Source organism: Chitinophaga vietnamensis, from assembly GCF_902167635.1.
GTDB lineage: Bacteria > Bacteroidota > Bacteroidia > Chitinophagales > Chitinophagaceae > Chitinophaga > Chitinophaga vietnamensis.
Genome location: NZ_CABHMS010000008.1, coordinates 332164 through 350732 on the forward strand (window position 1 = coordinate 332164; position 18569 = coordinate 350732).

Sequence of the window (18569 nt, forward strand, 5' to 3'; positions counted from 1 at the left end):
CCTAATCTTAATCATTATCAAGGTGGATACGGCTGAAATATTAAAAAAGGTAAGACAGATAGAGATCAAGACCAAAGGGCTTACCAATCACATCTTTGCGGGCGAATACCATAGCGCCTTCAAAGGAAGGGGTATGTCGTTCAGCGAAGTAAGGGACTATCAATTCGGTGATGACGTAAGATCGATCGACTGGAACGTAACGGCCCGGTTCAACCACCCTTTTGTAAAGGTGTTTGAAGAAGAAAGAGAACTGACCGTGATGCTGCTGGTTGATGTGAGCGAGAGCTCTTCCTTCGGTACCAAAAAACAGGACAAAAGAGCGCTGATCACTGAACTGTGCGCCGTGCTGGCCTTTTCTGCCATCAATAACAACGATAAAGTAGGGGTGATCTTTTTCAGCGATGGTATGGAACGCTATATTCCGCCGAAAAAAGGTAAATCACATATTCTTTTCATCATCCGGGAATTACTATCATTCACGCCTACACGAAAAGGTACCAATATCAAAGAAACCTTGCGATTCTTCAACAATGCGACCAAAAAGCGCAGCATTGTTTTTGTGTTGAGCGACTTCCTGGCCGGTAATTACCAGGATGCGCTGAACATCGCTTCCAGGAGGCATGATGTGGTAGGCGTGCATGTATATGACCCGCGCGATAAAGAACTGCCGCCGGTAGGGCTGGTACAGATGACCGACGCCGAAAGCGGCGCCGTGCAATGGATAGATACCAACGATCGCCGGGTGCGTCAGTACTATGAAAACCAGTTCCTGCAACATGCACAATACTGCAAAAACGCCTTCCTGAAAAGCGGCGCGGAGCTGATGACCGTACGCACCGATGAAGACTATGTGAAAACATTGCAAACATTCTTCCTGAACAGAGCATAAAGGCGAGCAAAGTAAACATGTATAAACAACAAGCGATACGAGGTATATTTTTATGTTTGTTACTGGGCCTGATACTGCCTGTGGGCGTGATGGCGCAAAACCAGCCGCAGGTGTCTGCCTCCACAGATACCACCAGCATCAGAATTGGCGAGCAGTTCAAGCTGCATCTATCCGCCACCGTACCTGCCGGGCAACTGAAAGATACCAGGATCCAGTTTCCGCAACTGCCGGATTCACTGGATCACTTTGAAGTGGTGTCCCGCTCCGCACTCGACACCAGCGGCAACGAAAAACTGAAGGTACTGGCGCAAACCATTACCCTTACCAGTTTCGACTCCGGCCATTGGGCATTGCCACCACTGAAGTTTGAAGCTATCATCAACGGCAATAGCGATTCTATCATCGCGCCGGCCATCAGCATGGATGTGAACACCGTGTCTGTAGATACCACTAAAGCATTCAAGCCTATCAAAAGCGTACAGGCCGTGCCCTGGAGCATCTGGGACTACTGGCCCTACATGGCCATTGGCGCTGCTGCCGTGCTGCTGATACTGGCATTGATATGGTTCCTCCGTAAACCGAAGAAGAAGGCGCCTGTAGTAGTAACGCCTACCGTTTCACCATATGAACTCGCCTGGCGCGAACTGAGATCGCTGAAGGAAGAACAGCTGTGGCAGAAGGGAGACATCAAGCAATACTATACCCGGCTGACGGATATCCTGCGCACTTATTTCGAACACGAGTTCGGCATTGCCGCGCTGGAACAAACTTCCGAAGAGCTGTTGCAGAATATCAAGCCGATCACCAAGATAAACCAGCAGCGCGACAAACTGCGTGCCCTGCTGGCCATCGCTGACCTGGCGAAGTTTGCCAAGTTGCAACCTACCGCCGATGAGCATGAAGACTGTATGCGCAAGGCAGAAGAAATCCTTGAGTGGACCAAGCCCAAAGCGCCTGCGGCCGAAGGGGATGCCCCGCAACCCGCAGGAACAAAATAAAAAAGTAATTGATGGACCTTTCAGTTTGGAAAAATATTGAATTTGCTTATCCGGCCTTCTTCTGGCTGCTGCTGCTGATACCAGTGATGATCTACTGGTATATTGCGCGGCGCAAACGGCAGCAAGGCGTAATGATGGTATCCTCGCTCGATGCCCTGCGCCACCTGCCTGTATCCTGGAAGATCCGTTTCAGGCCATTGCTGCTGATTTTGCGCATACTGGCATTCACCGCACTGGTAGTGGCTTTGGCCCGTCCGCAAACCTCCAATACCTCCGAGAATATCGACAGTGAAGGGATTGATATCGTGATGGCCATCGATATCTCCGGCAGTATGCTGGCCGAAGACCTGCAACCTAACCGCATGGAGGCCGCCAAAAAAGTAGCGATGGACTTTGTGGATAAACGCATCAGCGACCGTATCGGCCTCGTGGTATTTTCTGGTGAGAGCTTCACGCAATGCCCTATCACCACGGATCATGGCGTATTGAAAAACCAGATCATGCAGGTGAAAAGCGGCATGCTGCAAGATGGTACCGCCATCGGTATGGGATTGGCTACCTCGGTAGACCGCCTGCGTAACAGTCACGCTAAAAGTAAAGTGATCATCCTCCTCACCGATGGTGTAAACAATACCGGTCTCGTAGATCCGCTCACCGCGCTGGAAATCGCGAAGGCATTCAAGATCAGGGTGTATACCATCGGCATCGGTACCATTGGTAAAGCGCCTTTCCCCATGCCCATGCCGGATGGCACCGTGCAAACGGTGATGCAGGATGTACAGATCGATGAGCCGTTGATGAAAAAAATATCTAAAGAAACCGGCGGTAAATACTTCCGCGCTACCAATACTACCGACCTGCAAAACATTTATGCCGAGATCGATCAGATGGAAAAAACAAAAGTGGAGATCACTTCCTTCCGCCACTTTGCGGAACACTTTTTCATCTTTGCCATGATCGCGCTGGTGTGCATGCTGCTCGAAGTAGTGTTGAGATATACTTTGTTCAGGAGCCTGCCTTAACGCAGCCATTCTGTTTTAGGGAGATGCCTTGTTACGGCCAGCGCCGGCGCAAGGCATCTCTTTTTTATTCTTACCTTTGATGATCTTATAAATCATTATCGATTGCAGGCAACAATATATAAATCAACAGGCAGCTGGTATGTGGTGAAGACGGCCACCGGCGAAGTGTTCCAGGCACGCATGAAAGGTATCTTCAAAAAAGATGATGATATCACTTCCACCAACCCGGTGGCAGTAGGCGATGTGGTGGAGATCGAGCCGGAAGAGGGCGACACGGCCAATGCCATGATCACGGCCATCCATGAGCGCCGCAACTATATTGTCCGCACTTCTCCGCACAACAAGAACAAGAAACATATTGTAGCCGCTAACCTGGACCAGGCGGTGCTGGTATGCACGGTGAAAGAGCCACGCACCTCGCAGGGCTTCATTGACCGCTTTCTCGTTACTGCTGCGGCTTATCACGTTCCGGTGATATTGATCTTCAACAAAAAAGATCTTTACAAAGCGAAGGAAATGGACAAGTACGAAGCATTGCACGACCTGTACACCAGCATTGGCTATGAGGTGTTGCTGATTTCTGCTACTGAAGAAGATGGGATCGAGGCTGTGCAGCAGCTGCTGAAAGATAAGACCACCTTAATGTCCGGACATTCAGGTGTGGGTAAGTCGTCATTGATCAACGACCTGTTGCCGGGGCTGGAACTGCGCACCAAAGCGGTGAGTGGCTGGAGCGGCAAAGGTTTGCACACCACCACCTTTGCCGAAATGTACGATCTGCCGGAAGGCGGCCGCCTGATCGACACGCCTGGCGTGCGCGAATTCGGGATCGTGGATATTGCTAAAACGGAATTATCACATTATTTCCTGGACATGCAGCCTTATATTTCCAATTGCCAGTTCAATAACTGCTTACACATCAATGAGCCGGGATGCGCCGTGAAAGCCGCTGTGGAAGCCGGTGAGATCGATGTGGACAGGTATGTGAGCTATGCTACCATACTGGAAACAATAGAGGAAGATCAGTACTGAGCTATTTCTTCCGGGGCTTATTTAATTCATCGAGCACTTTTTCAGCGCCCCAATTACGCCTGGGCTGAGGGCATCCTTTCTTTTGCGTATGGCAGGCCATACATGTGATGGCTGTTGCTAACAGTATCAATGCTACTTTTTTCATAGATAAGGTGATTAGAAGAGACGGCTCATTTGTTTGCCGGCTCTCATGTTGGCCTTCTTGGTGTCTTTTGTATAATAGTTGGAAGCAGGGCATCCTTTTTCCTGCGAGGCACAGCTCTGCAGCAGGATAGCGCCCAGGATCAGCAGGCATGATAGTATTTTCATAGAGGGATATTTACCTGCAATATAATAAATTTATTTAACGCGTCCGGATCAGGGTTTTGCCTCGGGCAGTACATCTTCGTACCAGGAAGCGTACATCGCATAATTTTTGGAGATGCGGTTGATCTCTCCGTTGATGAGCTCCATATCAATATCCTTCACTTTCTTCGCGGGGACGCCGGCATAGATGGTGCCTGGCTCTACGTGGGTATTGGCCAGTACTACGGCGCCTGCGGCGATGATGCTGTTGCTGCTGATGCGGGCATTGTCCATCACGATAGCGCCCATCCCTATCAGTACATTATCTTCAACAATGCAGCCGTGTAGGATGGCATTGTGCCCGATGGATACGTTGTTGCCAACGATGGTCTGGGATTTCTGGTAAGTGCAGTGGATCACTGCGCCATCCTGCACGTTTACGTTATCACCGATACGGATGCTGTTCACATCGCCGCGAACAACAGCATTGAACCATACGGTACAACCTTTACCCATCACCACATCGCCAACGATGGTGGCATTGGGGGCAATGAAGCAGTCGTCCGCCAGCTGCGGTGTAATTCCTTTTAAAGGCAGAATGTAGGCCATAGCGATCAGTTTTAGTGCGTGATATACAAATATAACAATTACTAATTAGCTGTTGTTTTCTAACTTCGCAGATATGAATAACAGGCAACTTTTTCTGCAGCATGTAGCGCAAACATCTGATGCACCTTTGGCATTAGAGATCGCAAAAGCGGAAGGCATGTACATGTGGGATGTGAACGGGAAGAAATATCTTGACCTGATCGCGGGTATCAGCGTTTGTAATATGGGGCATTGCCATCCGGCGGTGGTGAAGGCGATACAGGAACAGGCGCAGCTATACATGCACCTGCTGGTATATGGAGAGTTTGTACAGTCGCCGCAGGTGTCTTTTGCCACCTTGCTCACGCAGCACCTGCCTGCGCATCTCGACTGCGTATATTTCACCAATTCCGGTGCGGAAGCGGTAGAAGGCGCTATGAAGCTCGCCAAGCGCTACACCGGCCGCACGGAGATCGCAGCTTTCAACCGCAGCTACCATGGCTCTACACAAGGTGCGCTCAGCATCCTCGGCGATGAATACTGGCGCAATGCCTACCGCCCGCTGCTGCCCGGTATCCAGCATCTCGAATATAACAATTACGACAGCCTGGAGCTGATCACCACCAATACAGCCGCGGTGATCGCGGAAACCATACAGGGCGAAGGCGGCGTGATCGTACCAGAACAAGCGTGGATCAAAGCCCTGCGCGATAAATGCACAGCTGCCGGCGCATTGCTCATCCTTGATGAAGTACAATGCGGTTTCGGCAGAAACGGCACCCTCTGGGCATTTGAGCAGTTCGGCATTACACCGGATATCCTGCTGCTGGGCAAAGCCCTTGGCGGCGGCATGCCGCTGGGCGCTTTCATCTCTTCACACAACATCATGTGGTCGCTGACCAACAACCCCGTGCTGGGCCATATCACTACTTTTGGCGGTCATCCTGTTAACTGCGCTGCGGGCCTTGCAGGCTTTCAAGCCTTGCTGGATCAGCAGCTCATAAAAGATGTCGAAGCCAAAGAACAACTTTTCCTGCAACACCTCAAACATCCTGCTATCAAAGCCATACGCTCCCGCGGCCTCATGATAGCCATCGAGCTGGAGAGCTTCGCCGTCAACAAAAAAGCGATCGACTACTGCATCGATAAAGGCATCATCACCGATTGGTTCCTCTTCGCCCCCGAATGCATGCGCATCGCCCCTCCGCTGATCATCACGGAAGAGGAAATTATATTTGCATGCAAAATAATTTGCGAAGGTCTGAACGCGTAGGTTGTCTTTGCTCAGGATTATATTGATTGAAAGGATTACCAGGATTTTTTTATCAGGATTAATAAAGATTAAAAAAGGATTCGCGAAGATTAGTTCGAATTGATCTCCGCGAATCCTTTTTTAATCTTTATTAATCCTGATAAAAAAATCCTGGTAATCCTTTCAATCAATATAATCCTGAGCAAAGACAACCTACGCGTCAGAATTGTAGTTTGAAACTGCCAAATACGCCGAAACGTTTGCTGGCGGTCTCGTCGGGGAGGGTGCTGGGGGCAACGCGCCAGATGAAATCCACGCGGAGGAATTTGAAGATGTTCTCTACGCCGGTACCTACTTCGAGGTATGGATTGCTTTCCAGCGTTCTGAAAGGATAGCCTTTGTTGAGGTTCAGTTGTTTGTTGGCATCGGAAAGAGAGCCGATCACGCCTTTGGCGGTCCAGAATTGGCGCCACTTCAGCTTTTTGATCAGCGGGATGTAACCAAAGATACCATTGCCGATCGTATGTTCTATGTTGAATCCGGCGTATTGGTCGCTGATGAACTCAAAGCGGTTCATCATGTTGAAGGCGTATTTATTGTAGTAATAAATTTCGTTGCCGGGATGTATCTCCAATGACGTATAAGGTAGTGTGCCAAATATTTTTCCAGCGAAAACATTGTAGTAAAAAGAGCCGAAAGGCGGCAGCTTCACGTAGTCGGAAACACTAAGCGCCAGCTTTTGATATTCCTGTGCGCTGCCCAGGATGCCTGGCACGCCCACGGCATATTTCAGCTCTACGATCGGATATTTACTGCCCAGGCTGACGCGGTAATAGTTACCTTCCAGGAACTCTTCATGGAACGCGTAACGCAGCCGCAGCTCTACTTCTGCGTTGGTGAGCGGATCGCGGCCATTGGGCAGTTTCGGGAAAATACTATCGGTAGGCAGCGGCTCAAAAGGCCTTATCTGCTTGTGTACAAACGACAGGTGATGAGAGAAGCCACTGTAATATTCTTTGAAAAATTCTATGCGCTTTTCATCTACCATGAGAAACTTCGAGGGTATACCATGTTTGCGGATCGCGAGTGTGAAGATATTGTCGGTGCCTACTTCATCATAGTAGTGGGTGCCGTTATCGAGATCGCGGGTATAGGCGCCGTAAATGTAGGTGCGTGGATGCCGCTTCAGCAGCCACAATGCAGACATCTTGCCTTTGAATACCTGGTCGCCGAAGCCATAAGCCAGGTAACCATAGAGGTATAGATTTTTGTTGAATTTAGGCGTAGTGCCAAGATCGAGGCGCAGGCGGAAACCTTCCAGCCTGTTCTGTGAAAAGAGGTAATAGTAAGGGCCCCATTCGATCGGCCCGAAAGGTTTGTAACCGGTGGCCAGAAAACGGATGGTGTTGGAATACTTCTGGAACAGCGGCATCTTCTGAAGTGTGTCCACCATTTTATAGATGCTGGCTTCGTTGCGGGAAAGGTCTTCCGGACGGGCATTGAGCCAGAAGGAGTCTTTGCGGATACGGGCACTGTCGAGCACATTGATGTTCTGCGGATAACGCTTATCGCCGAAGATGGCGGCAACGGAACTGTCGTTCACCTTCACATCATTGTAGGATGTGGTTTTGCGGCCGATGAATTCAAAGGTGCGGCCGGGCCGCGGACTGGGCGCCCAGAAGTCGGCAATGAATTTATCTTTATACAAAAACCAGGAGCTATCGGGCAGCTGTTTAAATTCCTGTACCAGGCTTATCTTCCGGACGAAATTCACATTGGCTTCAGCTGGTACGGAGAGCGTCGTTTTCTGTACGGCGTAGGTGGTATCATGCACCCAGATATCGCCGATGAAGGCATTCTCTCCTTTTCGTTTAGGCGTGAAGTTTAGTTTGATGAAACGTTGTCCGCTGACGTATTGCGTATCTGCAATTTTGTAGTCGTAGTAGAAGGCGCCGTTCTGATTGATCGGACTGGCAAACTGTTTATCGAAAACAGGGATGAAGTTATCGTACACATTGATGTTCTGGTACATGCCGCCGAGGAACTTGGTAACGCTTTCGTTATCGATGCCGGAAGTGCGGCTGGCTTTGATGATCTCTTTGGTACGATGGGGTTTCGACTGGTAGTAATAATCGGATAAGCTTTCTGTGAGGAAGATGGGTAGAAAGGGTTTATCTTCCGAAGTACTGTCGATGTTGTCGAGGATGAAAGCAAATGGTTTGGTGAAGCGGTTCCTGGATAATTTTTCCTTGTTAAGGTTTTTCATATCCAGTTCCAGTTTGTTGTATACTTCGTATTTGTAGTTATCGAGGCGGTTGTAATTGTTTTCCGGTTTATGTCTGACGATCTGTTTGAGGAGGATGAGTGCAAAGTTGACGTTGGCTTTGATCTCATATGTTTTCAGTGATACATCGGAGCGGGTAACATCGAAATTGATAGTTTGTTCTTTCTGGGATTTATCTACGGGCATTTTGAGGATGTTATAGCCCATTACCCTTACCAGCAGGGAGTCTGAAGGGATTACGTTTAATTCAAAAAGGTATTTGCCTTCTGCATTGCTGACCATACCGGTTTGGGTATGTACAAATTGAAGGGTGGCGAAGGGAATGATTTCCTGTGAGTGCGCATCTCTTACAACCCCGCTAACCTTATACTGCGCCATCAAACCTGAGCAACAAGCGCTTACGCCAATGATCAATGCTAATATTCTTTTCCAGCCTATCATATCTGACAACAATATTAGAGTATTTAATGCGAATTGTGCACGGCCCGATAAGAGGTGACCGTGTTATTACATAAAAATATATTTTGTTTACTGAGAATTTATATTAGCTTTGTAACACAAAGTGCTTTCTATAATGACGGATCAGCAACATCTCGACGCATTAACGGACATCAGGCGCATCATGGAGCGCAGCAGCCGCTTTATTTCACTGAGTGGGCTGAGTGGTATATCAGCGGGCATTTGCGCGTTGATAGGGGCGGCTATTGCCCGTTACTGGCTGGTGGCCTACTATGCGAAATGGAATGAGACCCGCACCTATAATGGCCAAGATTATGCCATGTTGAAGGTGCGCCTGCTTACATTAGCCGCGGCCGTGCTGGTGGCGGCTTTGAGCGGAGGCTTTTTCTTCACCTGGCGGCGTTCGAAGCAAAACAACCTGCCTGTATGGAACGTTACTTCGCGCAAGGTGCTGATCAACACGGCGATTCCGCTGGTGGCTGGCGGCATATTTATACTGGGGCTCATGTATAACGGTATCGAAGCGCTGGTATCGCCCAGCTGCCTGGTATTTTATGGCCTGGCACTGATCAATGGCAGCAAGTATACTTTGCCTGATGTGCGCTATCTAGGTATCACCGAAACGATGTTAGGTTTACTTAATCTTTTCTTTTTGCGGCAAGGCCTTTATTTTTGGGCTATTGGTTTTGGCGTGTTACACATTATCTACGGTGCGCTGATGTGGTGGAAGTACGAAAGAAAAGCCAGTATTCAATCATGAGCATGAACCCGATAGGAAACTTAAACAAGATTTTTGAAAGTCGTATACGCCTGGGCGTTATGAGTGTGCTGATGGTAAACGAGGAGGTGAACTTCAACGATCTCAAACAAATGCTGGAAGTAACCGATGGCAACCTCGCCTCTCATCTTGGCACGCTGGAGGAGAACGGTTACCTGAAAGTACATAAAGGTTTCATTGGCCGTAAAACCAATACCACCTATTCCATCACCGCTGCCGGTGAAAAGGCCTTCAAAGGGCATCTCGCAGCATTGGAATACATGATCAAATTCACGAAATAATTTTTTTTTCTTTTTACTTTGAAATACAAAGTGCTTTTCAAATTCAAAAAATCCCAAAATTCAAAAATCAAAAAATATGAATACTTCTTTCTTTGACCGATATGCCTATGCTGTTAAAGCCGCCATCGTCTTGCTGTTGATCCTCCTGTTGCTCATCCCCACGGGCATGATCCGTAGCCTCATCCGGGAACGTGAGCAGCGGAGTAAAGAGGCCGCCGCTGAGGTCAGCGGCAGATGGGGCGGCGAACAGCATATCACCGGGCCTGTACTGGCCATTCCCTATACCGATAGTAACCATACCGCCTGGGCCTACCTGCTCCCGCGGGAACTGAAAGTGAACGGCGAGCTGCTGCCGCAAGAGAAGAGCAGAGGCATCTTCCATATCGTAGTATATGATGCCAAACTACAACTGAGCGGTAGTTTTTCGACAGATGAAATAACACGCCTCAATCTCTCTCCTGCCGCCATTCATCCGGAGAAAGCCGTGTTGATGATGGGCATCACAGACCTGCATGGTATCGACAGCCAGACGCAGGTATTGTGGAACAATCAGCCCTATCTTTTCAATCCAGGTGTCGTTAGTCCCGACCTGTTTGCAGAGGGCATGCAAGCGCCGGTACCGCTCTCGCTCAGCGATACCGGCGCCCTCGCAGGCAACTTCACTATTGAGCTGGGCATCAAAGGTTCAGGAAAAATCGCCTTCTCGCCGGTGGGCAAATCCACTACAGTGAATATTAATTCCAGCTGGCCTGATCCCAGCTTCGATGACGCCACCCTGCCGCTCAGCAGCCGCGTAGATAACAAAGGCTTCAGCGCAGAATGGAAAGTACAATACCTCAACCGCAACTACCCGCAAAGCTGGACAGGCAAACAATATGATATCGCATCCGCTGATTTCGGGATACGCCTCATGAAGCCCGTAGATGGCTATCAGCAATCTACCCGGGCCATCAAGTACGCATTCCTTCTCATCGGTCTAACCTTCTTCATCTTCTATTTTATCGAACAATCACAACGCCGCGCCATTCATCCATTGCAGTATGCCCTTATCGGGCTCGCCCTTTGTATTTTTTATGTATTGCTGATATCCATTTCAGAACAGCTTAACTTTATCACGGCGTACATCATTGCCAGCGTGATGACCATCGGGTTGATTGCCATGTACACGGCCAGCGCCCTGCAACACAAGGGCACCGGCATCGCGATAGGCGTGATACTGAGCATCCTGTACAGCTTCATTTATGTGATCATCAGCGCGGAAGATTTCGGCCTGCTGATGGGCAGTATCGGACTCTTTATTGTACTGGCCTGCACGATGTATTATACCCGCAGGATCAGCTGGACCAAAGCCGCCATTCATCCATAATCCATATTCATGGCAAATAATTATATCAGCAGACGATTAGCCAGTTTCGGCCACGCATTTAACGGTATCGCCGCCTTTGTGCGCAGGGAACCACATGCACGCATACACGCAGTTGCAACAATAGCAGTGGTGGCTGCCGGCTGCTGGTGCAGGCTTTCCACCGCAGAATGGTGCTGGATCATACTGGCTATCGCATTGGTATGGGTAACAGAGATGATCAATACAGTGGTAGAAAAGATCATGGATCACCTTTCGCCGGAATACCACCGCAACGTAAAATTCATCAAAGACGTAGCCGCCGGCGCCGTGCTGATCGCCGCCATCGCGGCCGCCGTGATCGGCGCATTGATATTTATCCCGCATTTATAAACTGCTGTTTATCCCTGTACCATTTAACCTTTAAAACAAGCGAGATATGCATTTGAGAAGAATAGTCCGCTTAGTACGCGTAGGGCTTCATCGCCCGGGTATATTGCACCTGTTATACGCTTCTATGGCGTTTGGTTTGCTACTGCTGATTTTTCGTATAGCCCATACCGGTAGTATGCTGCGGGCATCACTGGCCTGGAACCTTTTTCTGGCCTATGTTCCCTATGGTATCACCCGCTGGATGGAGCGGCACCCTGCCGCCATGAAAGACCGCTATAACTGGTATGGCTGTTTCGTAATATGGCTCTTGTTCATCCCCAACGCGCCTTATATCATCACCGACCTCTTTCATCTGTTCGATGGCGGCGTGCCGCTCTGGTTCGAGCTCTTCGTGATCTTCTCCTTTGCCTGGAATGGTCTGGTGCTGGGTTATCTCTCCATCAACAGTATGGAAAAAATGTGGCGCAACCGTTACTCCCGCTGGCCGGCATGGCTATTCACTTTCCCGGTGATGTTCCTCTGCGGCCTGGGAGTTTACATTGGCCGTTACCTTCGCTACAACAGCTGGGATATGGTGAAAGACCCGCTTACTTTAATGAGAGATATCGGCAACCTCTTTTTGCATCCCTGGGAATACCGCGCCGCATGGGCGTTTACGATATGCATGGGGATTTCATTGAGTTTGATGTATCCCTTTATCAGGAAACTACAACAACCACAATAACGTAAAAGGCCCCCGCATTGCGGGGGCCTTTTACGTTATTGTGGTTGTGCTGATTAGAAATCTACGCCCATACCGAAATACCATATCGGGCTGCCTCTGAAGAAGTTGACCATCGGCCAGCCGGCATCTACGCGAAGGAAGTAACCAGCGATAGTGGTGCGGGCGCCAAAGCCGTAACCACCGATGAAAGGCCCGAGGAAACCTTCTTTGATGCGGGTGGTAACCGTAGGCTGTACCGGGTTATTATCATACACCGCATAATTAGCATCTTTAAAGCTGAGCTTTTCATTCCAGGCAGTACCAATATCAATGAAGCTGGTCATCTGGAAATTACGCAGGAATGCGGAGTTGATAGGTTTATCGATGAAGGTGGCAAATACTGGCAAGCGCAGTTCTGTGTTGAGGAGCATTACGTTGTTACCATTCTTTGCATTCTGTTTGTAACCGCGGAGGTTTTCTGCCAGCGTTTGATAGGCGTAGTTGGCGTTGGGATTCACTTTGGTGCTGGCGTCGATCTGCGGGTTCAGCCAGTTGTCGATACCACCGAGATAATACAACAGTTTGCGGCTGCCCCAGGACATATCCATGGAGAAGCGGGTAGCCCAGATGAAGTTACGGTAGATCTTTTCGTAGTGACGTACATCCACACCCATGTTATAGGTGAAACGTCCGTTGGCAGCCGGCGAAGTAGGATTGAAGAATTCATTCAGTCCGCCATTCGTGAGTTGCGCATTCAGGTCGCCATAGATTTTAAAACGTGTACCATTCCAGATATTGATAGCCGGATTGATGGTATTGTCGTGTACATATTCGAGACGCAGTAATGCGTAGCTTTCCTTCAGGTCATTTGCCTTCAGTGAGGCCCTGTCGGCCGCCTGGAACACCAGTTTGTCGGTACGGTAGCCTGCCTGTAAACGGATGCTTCTTACCTGATCGAAAGGATAGCGTACTTCCGCCTGGTAAAGATTAGTGATCAGTTTAGAATTCACTGGTGTGAAGATATTCTGGCTGGTGTCTACAGAAGCAAAGGGCAGACTCTTATCTACTTTACGATAATAGGTAAGTTTATAATCGAAACGTTTTTTGAGATAAGAAGCGCTGAAGAAATATTCAGAGCCTTGTAATGAAGACGGGATGCGGAAACCGCCGTTGAACTTCACGTCTTCAAACAGGTCGCTTACACCGAGGCGGATGAGGCCATTCACCGGGTCGGTGAGGCGTATCGGGTTGCCGGCAGTAGGCTGGCCGGTGAAGGGCTGGTACCTGTTAATGAGGATGGAGTTATCCAATTGCAGCACGAGGTAGTCGGAGGCGAACTTCAGCTTGTAAGGCAGCAGCTTGGAGCGTTTCAGCACGGGTTCGGGCCTTGGCTGTTTCATATCCAGTACAGAAGATGGCAGGTTGTTGTTGCCAACAGCCGTGCTGGTATCGGCAGGTTCGTTACCAAATTCGTTCTGGAAGAAATTGGGATGCGAGCTGGTATCTTTTGGAACCGTGGCGTAGATGGGCAATCCGAGGCGCACGCTGTCTGCATGCATCTGTGCTTTTCTGAAATTGGTAGGTCTTGCGCTTACGTTCCTTCTGCGAAGAGTGGTAGTATCTACCTTCAGCTTCATCAGCCTTTTGATATTGGAATAACCTACTACTTCAGATACTTCTCCCTGTTCGCCCGTTACTCTGGATTCCTGTATGCCATAAGGGTAGTTAGAGATCGGGAACGTATAGGTGGAGTCGTTAGTAAGCACTACTGCTTCTACAGAATCCGGCGCTGTGATGCCATAGGCTGCCATGGCGGAGTCCAGCTCTTCTTTTTCAGGATTATGCAGTATTTCGGAGCCTACGTAGAACAAGGAATCCACGCCTACGTTCTGCGACTTGAAGAAGCCGGCATAACGGTTACGGATACCGTTTGCATCAGATACGAAGGTGAAGTGGGTAGTATTGTATTGCATGGGCAGCCGTGCATCGCCATATTTCAGGTCGGTGAGCTGGGTGATCTGCTTTTCGGAACTTTTATTCCAGTTGTCGACCATGAAGATGTTGAAAGGACGCGTAGGCAGTGAAGTATCGCTGCCACGGCCTTTCGGGGAGGGCCTGTTGGAAGCATACAGGATACCGCTTTTGCCGGGGAAGGCGGCAAAAGAAGGATCGAGGTCGTCGTACACGTCGTTGGTGATCTGGTCTGTTTTATAATTGCTGATGTTGTAGGTAAAGATGTCGGTATGGCCATTTTTCACGGCGGAGAGCAGCAGGGTGTTCTCCTGTACCGGCATGTATTTGAAGTCTATCACGCGGTCGAACTGGTGAAGGTCCTGGCGTATAGTCGTTTTCGTTATAAGGTCGTAGATCAGCAGTTTGGTTTTGCCTTCATGTTCGTATACTACTGCGAGGCGGTTCCCTTTGGGGTTCCAGGCCATCTGCGGGTAGTTGGGATCAAGCTGGTTGGCCAGTTGCACTACGCCGCTGCGGAGCAGCACTTTGGGTTTGTTCCATCCCAGTTGTATTTGTACGCGGTATACGCCTTTCCTGAACTGCACTACTGCATAGGAATTGTTTTTGGGATTGGCGTTGAAGCGGAAGTAGTCTGCTTTGCCGGTTTCCTGTGCCACGATGGTGCGGCCTTTGGCGGAAGTTTTTCTTCTGCGGTTATCTTCAGAGAAACGGCGTTGATAGAATACAAAGAAATCCTGTGTGGCTTTCTTGGGAGTGAGGTTGAGCACCTGCTCAAATCCTTTTTTGAGGCCGCGGTTGATGCGGGTGATATACATGAGGTAAGGAACGGCGTCTTTACCATATTTACATTCCACGTAGTACCAGAAGGCGTGCCCGGCGAGCAGCGGATGGTCGTAGGCCAGCTGGTTGAAGTTATTGTATTTGCCGGAGAGGATAATAGATTTCAGTTCTTCATCCTGTTTGGCGGTCCAGTTTTCGGCGGCATAGCCGATGAAGCCATCAGTGAACCATTTGGGGAAATCGATGAGGGCGGCGTTGCCGGCAAATTCGCCAACATCTTCACCAAAGAGCAGCGTTTCCAGCATGATGCGCGCAATCCCTTGCCTGATCTGACGTTGCAGGTTTTCGTGGTTACCGTCGAAATACACGATCATTTTGTTACCTACCAGTTTGGTAACGCCGCCGGTATTCTGCCAGTCTATACCAATGCCGATATTGGATTGCTTCATTTCCCCGAAGCTGTTATAGACCACAATATTGATACGCTGGCGGGGAGTGGTTTCCATGAACTGTTCCAGTTGCGGCAGTTCCTTCTCTGCGATCTGTACCACATATTTACCAAGTTCCAGCCCGTTCTGACTAAAATAGGTGTTGAAATGGCGGCTCTGATAGTATCTCCATTTGAAGTTCTTGAACTGCACACGATTTTGGCCAAATTCTACAGTATTCGTCTGGGCTTGCGATACCATTGTTCCAAGTAATAGGGCAATGTGGAATAATAACCTGGTAATAAATCTGTTCATACAGAAAGTATTGATAATATTGTGATCTGTTTAAAATTAGCTAAAAATCGGGTAACATGATCGAAATTCAACAATTCACCTTTAATCCGCTGCAGGAAAACACATACCTGCTTATTAACGAAAAAAAGGAATGTATAATTATAGACCCGGGTTGTTATTTTCAGGACGAAAGAAAAGAATTATTACAATATATACAAACAGAAGGGTTAAATGTTACAAGATTGCTGAATACCCACTGCCATCTCGATCATATCTTCGGAAATAAACTGGTATCGGACACTTACAAGGTACGCCCCGAGATTCACAAGCTGGAAGAGGTAGTGCTGGAGCGTTCCCCGCAGGCGGGCGCCATGTACAACCTGCCTTTTGAGCCTTCGCCCTTACCCGGCCGTTTCATGGAAGAAGGCGAAAAGATTTTATTCGGTAAAGAAGAGATCGAGGTATTGTTCACCCCTGGCCATTCTCCGGGCAGTGTGTCTTTTTACTGCGCCAGCCAGCGTTTCGTGATCGCCGGGGATGTATTATTCTACCAGAGCATCGGCCGCACCGACCTGCCGGGAGGCAGCCACCAGACGCTGTTACGCAGCATTCGTGAAAAGCTCTTTGTCCTCCCCGATGATACCCGCGTATTCTCCGGCCATGGCCCGGCTACGACTATTGGCTTTGAAAAGAAATACAACCCATTTTTGATTTGAGAATTTAAGAATTTACGGATTTTTTGATTTAAATCCCTAAATCCGTAAATTCTCAAATCCGTAAATTCTCAAATGAATTTCCCTATAAATGGCATTCGTGCAAATTCTTTTTTCTCCATGCGGAAAATGAACCAGGCATAGGCTGCAAATAACAGCGTGGCCACCGCCAGCGATGCGGGTTTCAGCGCATAGATATCCCCCGGCGAGAGCCACCTGCTGTTTAACCAATTGTAAACATAATAGGTGATAACTGCCAGACCCATGTAGGTAATGAGTTTGGGAAGATGATAGGGGATGGGATAATGTTTCTGGCCCCACACATAGCAAACCACCATCTGCACAAAGTAACATACCATCGTGGCCAGCGCAGCGCCGAAATAGCCCATGAACGGTATCCACCACCAGTTGAGCAAAAAGGCCAGTACCGCTGTAATGATCGTGATCACGGCGCCGGTACTGGTACGGTCCGTGAGCTTGAACCAGATCGTGAGGTTATAATAGATCCCCAGGAACATATTAGCCAGCAGCAATACCGGCACAATGCGCATGCCCTGGTAATAGAAAGGCACGCGGAGGAACACTTTCCATACGTTGAGATACAGGCTCACAAAGAGGAACATCAAACAGAGCAACATCACGAACAGCTTCATGATACGGGCATATACCCGCTGCGGGTTCTCACTTTCCGCCTGTTTGAAAAAGAAAGGCTCCGCCCCTAACCGGAACGCCTGTATGAACATAGTGATCAGGATCGCCAGTTTGTAATTGGCGCTGTATAAGGCAATGATCTCTTTTTTGGCTTCCATATCATTGCCGGGCAGGAACTGCGGCAGAAACCAGGCCCGGTCAAAGGTTTCGTTCACCATCCCGGCCATCCCCACAACAATAAGCGGCAGCGCATAACGGAGCATCTGTTTCCAGAGGGCGCCGTCAAACTTCCACTCAATGCTCCGCAGCTGAGGCAGGAAAAGCACCAGCGTGATCGCGCTGCCCAGCATATTACTCAGGTAGATATACCCTGTCTGGCTATTACTGCCCAATACATCCGGCACCCAATGATGCCCGGCGGCATATAGTTTCGGACATATGACAAGGAAGAATACGTTGAAGAAAATAGTGGTAACGATACCGGCTATACGAATAGCGGCATAACGTACCGGTCTTCCTTCCAGTCGCAGCTGGGCAAAGGGGATCGCCGTTAGCGCGTCAAAAGCCATGATCAGCACCACATAGGTATAGAACGCCGGATGCCCGGCAAGGCCCGCCAGTTCCCCTGCATAGGAATTGATCACCGGTCCCCGCATTAATAGTAACAGTATGGTAATGCTGATGGTAGACAATAACAGGGAGATCATGGAAGTACCCAGCACATGCCGCTCGTTCTCCTTCTTCGCAAAGCGGAAGAAGGCCGTTTCCATGCCGTAGGTCAATACAATATTGGCAAAAGGAATATAGGCGTATACGTTGGACATCTCCCCGAACGACGCCCGGGTAAGAATACCCAGGTAAAACGGCGTCAGGAAATAATTGAGCAGCTTGCTCACTATGTTACTCAAACCGTAGTAGATCGTTTGTCCTGCCAGTTTCTTGATGCTCAATGCCGTAATTTTTTACAAATTTATTCAAACTTTCCGCCTCTGCGCTGCTGCTTCTTTTCAGACAGGCGCTTTTTAGATTGTATCCGTTTCTCTTTCGCCGCTTTGGATGGCCTGGTGGGCACGCGCTTTTTCCGCGGAATAAGCGCCTGCGCCAGCAAAGTATTAATTTTGCGGATCACCTCTTGCTTGTTACCCAACTGGGTGCGTTCCGTTTGTGATTTCACCAGCAGCTGTCCTTCTGCATTGATGCGGTTAGCCAGCTTCTCCATCACCACCTGCTGCTGTTCCGGCGTCAGCAAAGCAGATGCCATCACGTCAAAATAACCCTCCACCATCGTTTCCACCTTGTTCACATTTTGTCCGCCCTTCCCGCCGCTGCGGGCCGTGCGGAACTGGATCTCGGTGGTAACATCTATTTGCATTATATTTGTATTTTAATAATATTAAAAAGAAGAACGAACGGCAATTTATTA

At 49.0% G+C, this 18569-nt stretch carries 18 protein-coding genes; 11 read left to right on the forward strand and 7 right to left on the reverse strand.

The features are described from left to right. The first annotated feature begins 22 nt into the window (after nucleotides 1–22). The 4 genes from FPG75_RS21670 to rsgA all read left to right on the forward strand — a co-directional run bounded on the left by FPG75_RS21670 (nucleotide 23) and on the right by rsgA (nucleotide 3941). The gene (locus tag FPG75_RS21670; protein ID WP_143309854.1) at nucleotides 23–889 is read left to right on the forward strand and encodes a DUF58 domain-containing protein; all 867 of its coding nucleotides are present in this window, start codon (nucleotides 23–25) and stop codon (nucleotides 887–889) included. A 17-nt stretch (nucleotides 890–906) separates the two neighbouring features. Then, nucleotides 907–1887, forward strand: a complete 981-nt coding sequence (locus tag FPG75_RS21675) for a hypothetical protein (RefSeq protein WP_143309856.1) — start codon at nucleotides 907–909, stop codon at nucleotides 1885–1887. Nucleotides 1888–1898: 11 nt separating this feature from the next. Beyond that, nucleotides 1899–2909, forward strand: coding sequence for a vWA domain-containing protein (locus FPG75_RS21680; RefSeq protein WP_143309858.1), 1011 nt, complete (start codon nucleotides 1899–1901; stop codon nucleotides 2907–2909). Nucleotides 2910–3011: 102 nt separating this feature from the next. Continuing rightward, the gene (gene rsgA, locus FPG75_RS21685; protein ID WP_143309860.1) at nucleotides 3012–3941 is read left to right on the forward strand and encodes a ribosome small subunit-dependent GTPase A; all 930 of its coding nucleotides are present in this window, start codon (nucleotides 3012–3014) and stop codon (nucleotides 3939–3941) included. Nucleotide 3942: 1 nt separating this feature from the next. On the opposite strand, the gene FPG75_RS26075 is transcribed toward rsgA, so the two are convergent. The 3 genes from FPG75_RS26075 to FPG75_RS21690 are packed head-to-tail and all read right to left on the reverse strand — an operon-like array spanning nucleotide 3943 to nucleotide 4835. Continuing rightward, nucleotides 3943–4086 (reverse strand): hypothetical protein, encoded by a 144-nt coding sequence (locus FPG75_RS26075; protein WP_161596878.1) that lies wholly within the window; start codon nucleotides 4084–4086, stop codon nucleotides 3943–3945. A gap of 11 nt (nucleotides 4087–4097) precedes the next feature. Next, nucleotides 4098–4250 carry a hypothetical protein gene (locus tag FPG75_RS26080; protein ID WP_161596879.1) on the reverse strand — a complete coding sequence of 51 codons (153 nt, stop codon included), beginning with the start codon at nucleotides 4248–4250 and terminating at the stop codon, nucleotides 4098–4100. A gap of 48 nt (nucleotides 4251–4298) precedes the next feature. Continuing rightward, nucleotides 4299–4835 (reverse strand): gamma carbonic anhydrase family protein, encoded by a 537-nt coding sequence (locus FPG75_RS21690; protein WP_143309862.1) that lies wholly within the window; start codon nucleotides 4833–4835, stop codon nucleotides 4299–4301. A gap of 73 nt (nucleotides 4836–4908) precedes the next feature. Between FPG75_RS21690 and FPG75_RS21695 the strand changes: the two genes are divergently transcribed. Further along, complete coding sequence (locus FPG75_RS21695; protein WP_143309864.1) at nucleotides 4909–6087, forward strand: aspartate aminotransferase family protein; 1179 nt, start codon at nucleotides 4909–4911, stop codon at nucleotides 6085–6087. 199 nt (nucleotides 6088–6286) lie between these two features. Here the strand turns inward: FPG75_RS21695 and FPG75_RS21700 are convergent, their stop codons facing one another. Next, nucleotides 6287–8791 carry a DUF5686 family protein gene (locus FPG75_RS21700; protein ID WP_143309866.1) on the reverse strand — a complete coding sequence of 835 codons (2505 nt, stop codon included), beginning with the start codon at nucleotides 8789–8791 and terminating at the stop codon, nucleotides 6287–6289. 133 nt (nucleotides 8792–8924) lie between these two features. Between FPG75_RS21700 and FPG75_RS21705 the strand changes: the two genes are divergently transcribed. The 5 genes from FPG75_RS21705 to FPG75_RS21725 all read left to right on the forward strand — a co-directional run bounded on the left by FPG75_RS21705 (nucleotide 8925) and on the right by FPG75_RS21725 (nucleotide 12327). Continuing rightward, nucleotides 8925–9569 carry a hypothetical protein gene (locus FPG75_RS21705; protein ID WP_143309868.1) on the forward strand — a complete coding sequence of 215 codons (645 nt, stop codon included), beginning with the start codon at nucleotides 8925–8927 and terminating at the stop codon, nucleotides 9567–9569. Nucleotides 9570–9571: 2 nt separating this feature from the next. Beyond that, nucleotides 9572–9868 (forward strand): winged helix-turn-helix domain-containing protein, encoded by a 297-nt coding sequence (locus tag FPG75_RS21710; RefSeq protein ID WP_143309870.1) that lies wholly within the window; start codon nucleotides 9572–9574, stop codon nucleotides 9866–9868. Between the two features lie 76 nt (nucleotides 9869–9944). Next, nucleotides 9945–11234 (forward strand): cell envelope integrity protein CreD, encoded by a 1290-nt coding sequence (creD, locus tag FPG75_RS21715; protein ID WP_143309872.1) that lies wholly within the window; start codon nucleotides 9945–9947, stop codon nucleotides 11232–11234. Between the two features lie 9 nt (nucleotides 11235–11243). Then, nucleotides 11244–11603 (forward strand): diacylglycerol kinase family protein, encoded by a 360-nt coding sequence (locus FPG75_RS21720; protein WP_143309874.1) that lies wholly within the window; start codon nucleotides 11244–11246, stop codon nucleotides 11601–11603. A gap of 46 nt (nucleotides 11604–11649) precedes the next feature. Further along, nucleotides 11650–12327 carry a DUF1361 domain-containing protein gene (locus FPG75_RS21725; RefSeq protein ID WP_143309876.1) on the forward strand — a complete coding sequence of 226 codons (678 nt, stop codon included), beginning with the start codon at nucleotides 11650–11652 and terminating at the stop codon, nucleotides 12325–12327. 53 nt (nucleotides 12328–12380) lie between these two features. Here FPG75_RS21725 and FPG75_RS21730 read toward each other — a convergent pair whose 3' ends face one another. After that, entirely contained in the window at nucleotides 12381–15803 is a 3423-nt protein-coding gene (locus tag FPG75_RS21730) for a ShlB/FhaC/HecB family protein (protein WP_236652874.1), read from the reverse strand. Nucleotides 15804–15859: 56 nt separating this feature from the next. Between FPG75_RS21730 and FPG75_RS21735 the strand changes: the two genes are divergently transcribed. Further along, the gene (locus FPG75_RS21735) at nucleotides 15860–16498 is read left to right on the forward strand and encodes an MBL fold metallo-hydrolase (RefSeq protein WP_143309878.1); all 639 of its coding nucleotides are present in this window, start codon (nucleotides 15860–15862) and stop codon (nucleotides 16496–16498) included. A gap of 68 nt (nucleotides 16499–16566) precedes the next feature. On the opposite strand, the gene FPG75_RS21740 is transcribed toward FPG75_RS21735, so the two are convergent. Beyond that, entirely contained in the window at nucleotides 16567–18096 is a 1530-nt protein-coding gene (locus FPG75_RS21740; RefSeq protein WP_143309880.1) for an oligosaccharide flippase family protein, read from the reverse strand. 20 nt (nucleotides 18097–18116) lie between these two features. Further along, entirely contained in the window at nucleotides 18117–18518 is a 402-nt protein-coding gene (gene arfB, locus FPG75_RS21745; RefSeq protein ID WP_143309882.1) for an alternative ribosome rescue aminoacyl-tRNA hydrolase ArfB, read from the reverse strand. Between the last annotated feature and the right edge of the window lie 51 nt (nucleotides 18519–18569).

Excerpts from the sequence above, each read along its gene's own strand:
- FPG75_RS21675 (WP_143309856.1), top strand. The coding sequence starts at position 907 with ATGTATAAACAACAAGCGATACGAGGTATATTTTTATGTTTGTTACTG.
- FPG75_RS21680 (WP_143309858.1), top strand. The coding sequence starts at position 1,899 with ATGGACCTTTCAGTTTGGAAAAATATTGAATTTGCTTATCCGGCCTTC.
- FPG75_RS26075 (WP_161596878.1), bottom strand. The coding sequence starts at position 4,086 with ATGAAAAAAGTAGCATTGATACTGTTAGCAACAGCCATCACATGTATG.
- FPG75_RS26080 (WP_161596879.1), bottom strand. The coding sequence starts at position 4,250 with ATGAAAATACTATCATGCCTGCTGATCCTGGGCGCTATCCTGCTGCAG.
- FPG75_RS21690 (WP_143309862.1), bottom strand. The coding sequence starts at position 4,835 with ATGGCCTACATTCTGCCTTTAAAAGGAATTACACCGCAGCTGGCGGAC.
- FPG75_RS21695 (WP_143309864.1), top strand. The coding sequence starts at position 4,909 with ATGAATAACAGGCAACTTTTTCTGCAGCATGTAGCGCAAACATCTGAT.
- FPG75_RS21700 (WP_143309866.1), bottom strand. The coding sequence starts at position 8,791 with ATGATAGGCTGGAAAAGAATATTAGCATTGATCATTGGCGTAAGCGCT.
- FPG75_RS21705 (WP_143309868.1), top strand. The coding sequence starts at position 8,925 with ATGACGGATCAGCAACATCTCGACGCATTAACGGACATCAGGCGCATC.
- FPG75_RS21710 (WP_143309870.1), top strand. The coding sequence starts at position 9,572 with ATGAACCCGATAGGAAACTTAAACAAGATTTTTGAAAGTCGTATACGC.
- creD (WP_143309872.1), top strand. The coding sequence starts at position 9,945 with ATGAATACTTCTTTCTTTGACCGATATGCCTATGCTGTTAAAGCCGCC.
- FPG75_RS21720 (WP_143309874.1), top strand. The coding sequence starts at position 11,244 with ATGGCAAATAATTATATCAGCAGACGATTAGCCAGTTTCGGCCACGCA.
- FPG75_RS21725 (WP_143309876.1), top strand. The coding sequence starts at position 11,650 with ATGCATTTGAGAAGAATAGTCCGCTTAGTACGCGTAGGGCTTCATCGC.
- FPG75_RS21730 (WP_236652874.1), bottom strand. The coding sequence starts at position 15,803 with ATGAACAGATTTATTACCAGGTTATTATTCCACATTGCCCTATTACTT.
- FPG75_RS21735 (WP_143309878.1), top strand. The coding sequence starts at position 15,860 with ATGATCGAAATTCAACAATTCACCTTTAATCCGCTGCAGGAAAACACA.
- arfB (WP_143309882.1), bottom strand. The coding sequence starts at position 18,518 with ATGCAAATAGATGTTACCACCGAGATCCAGTTCCGCACGGCCCGCAGC.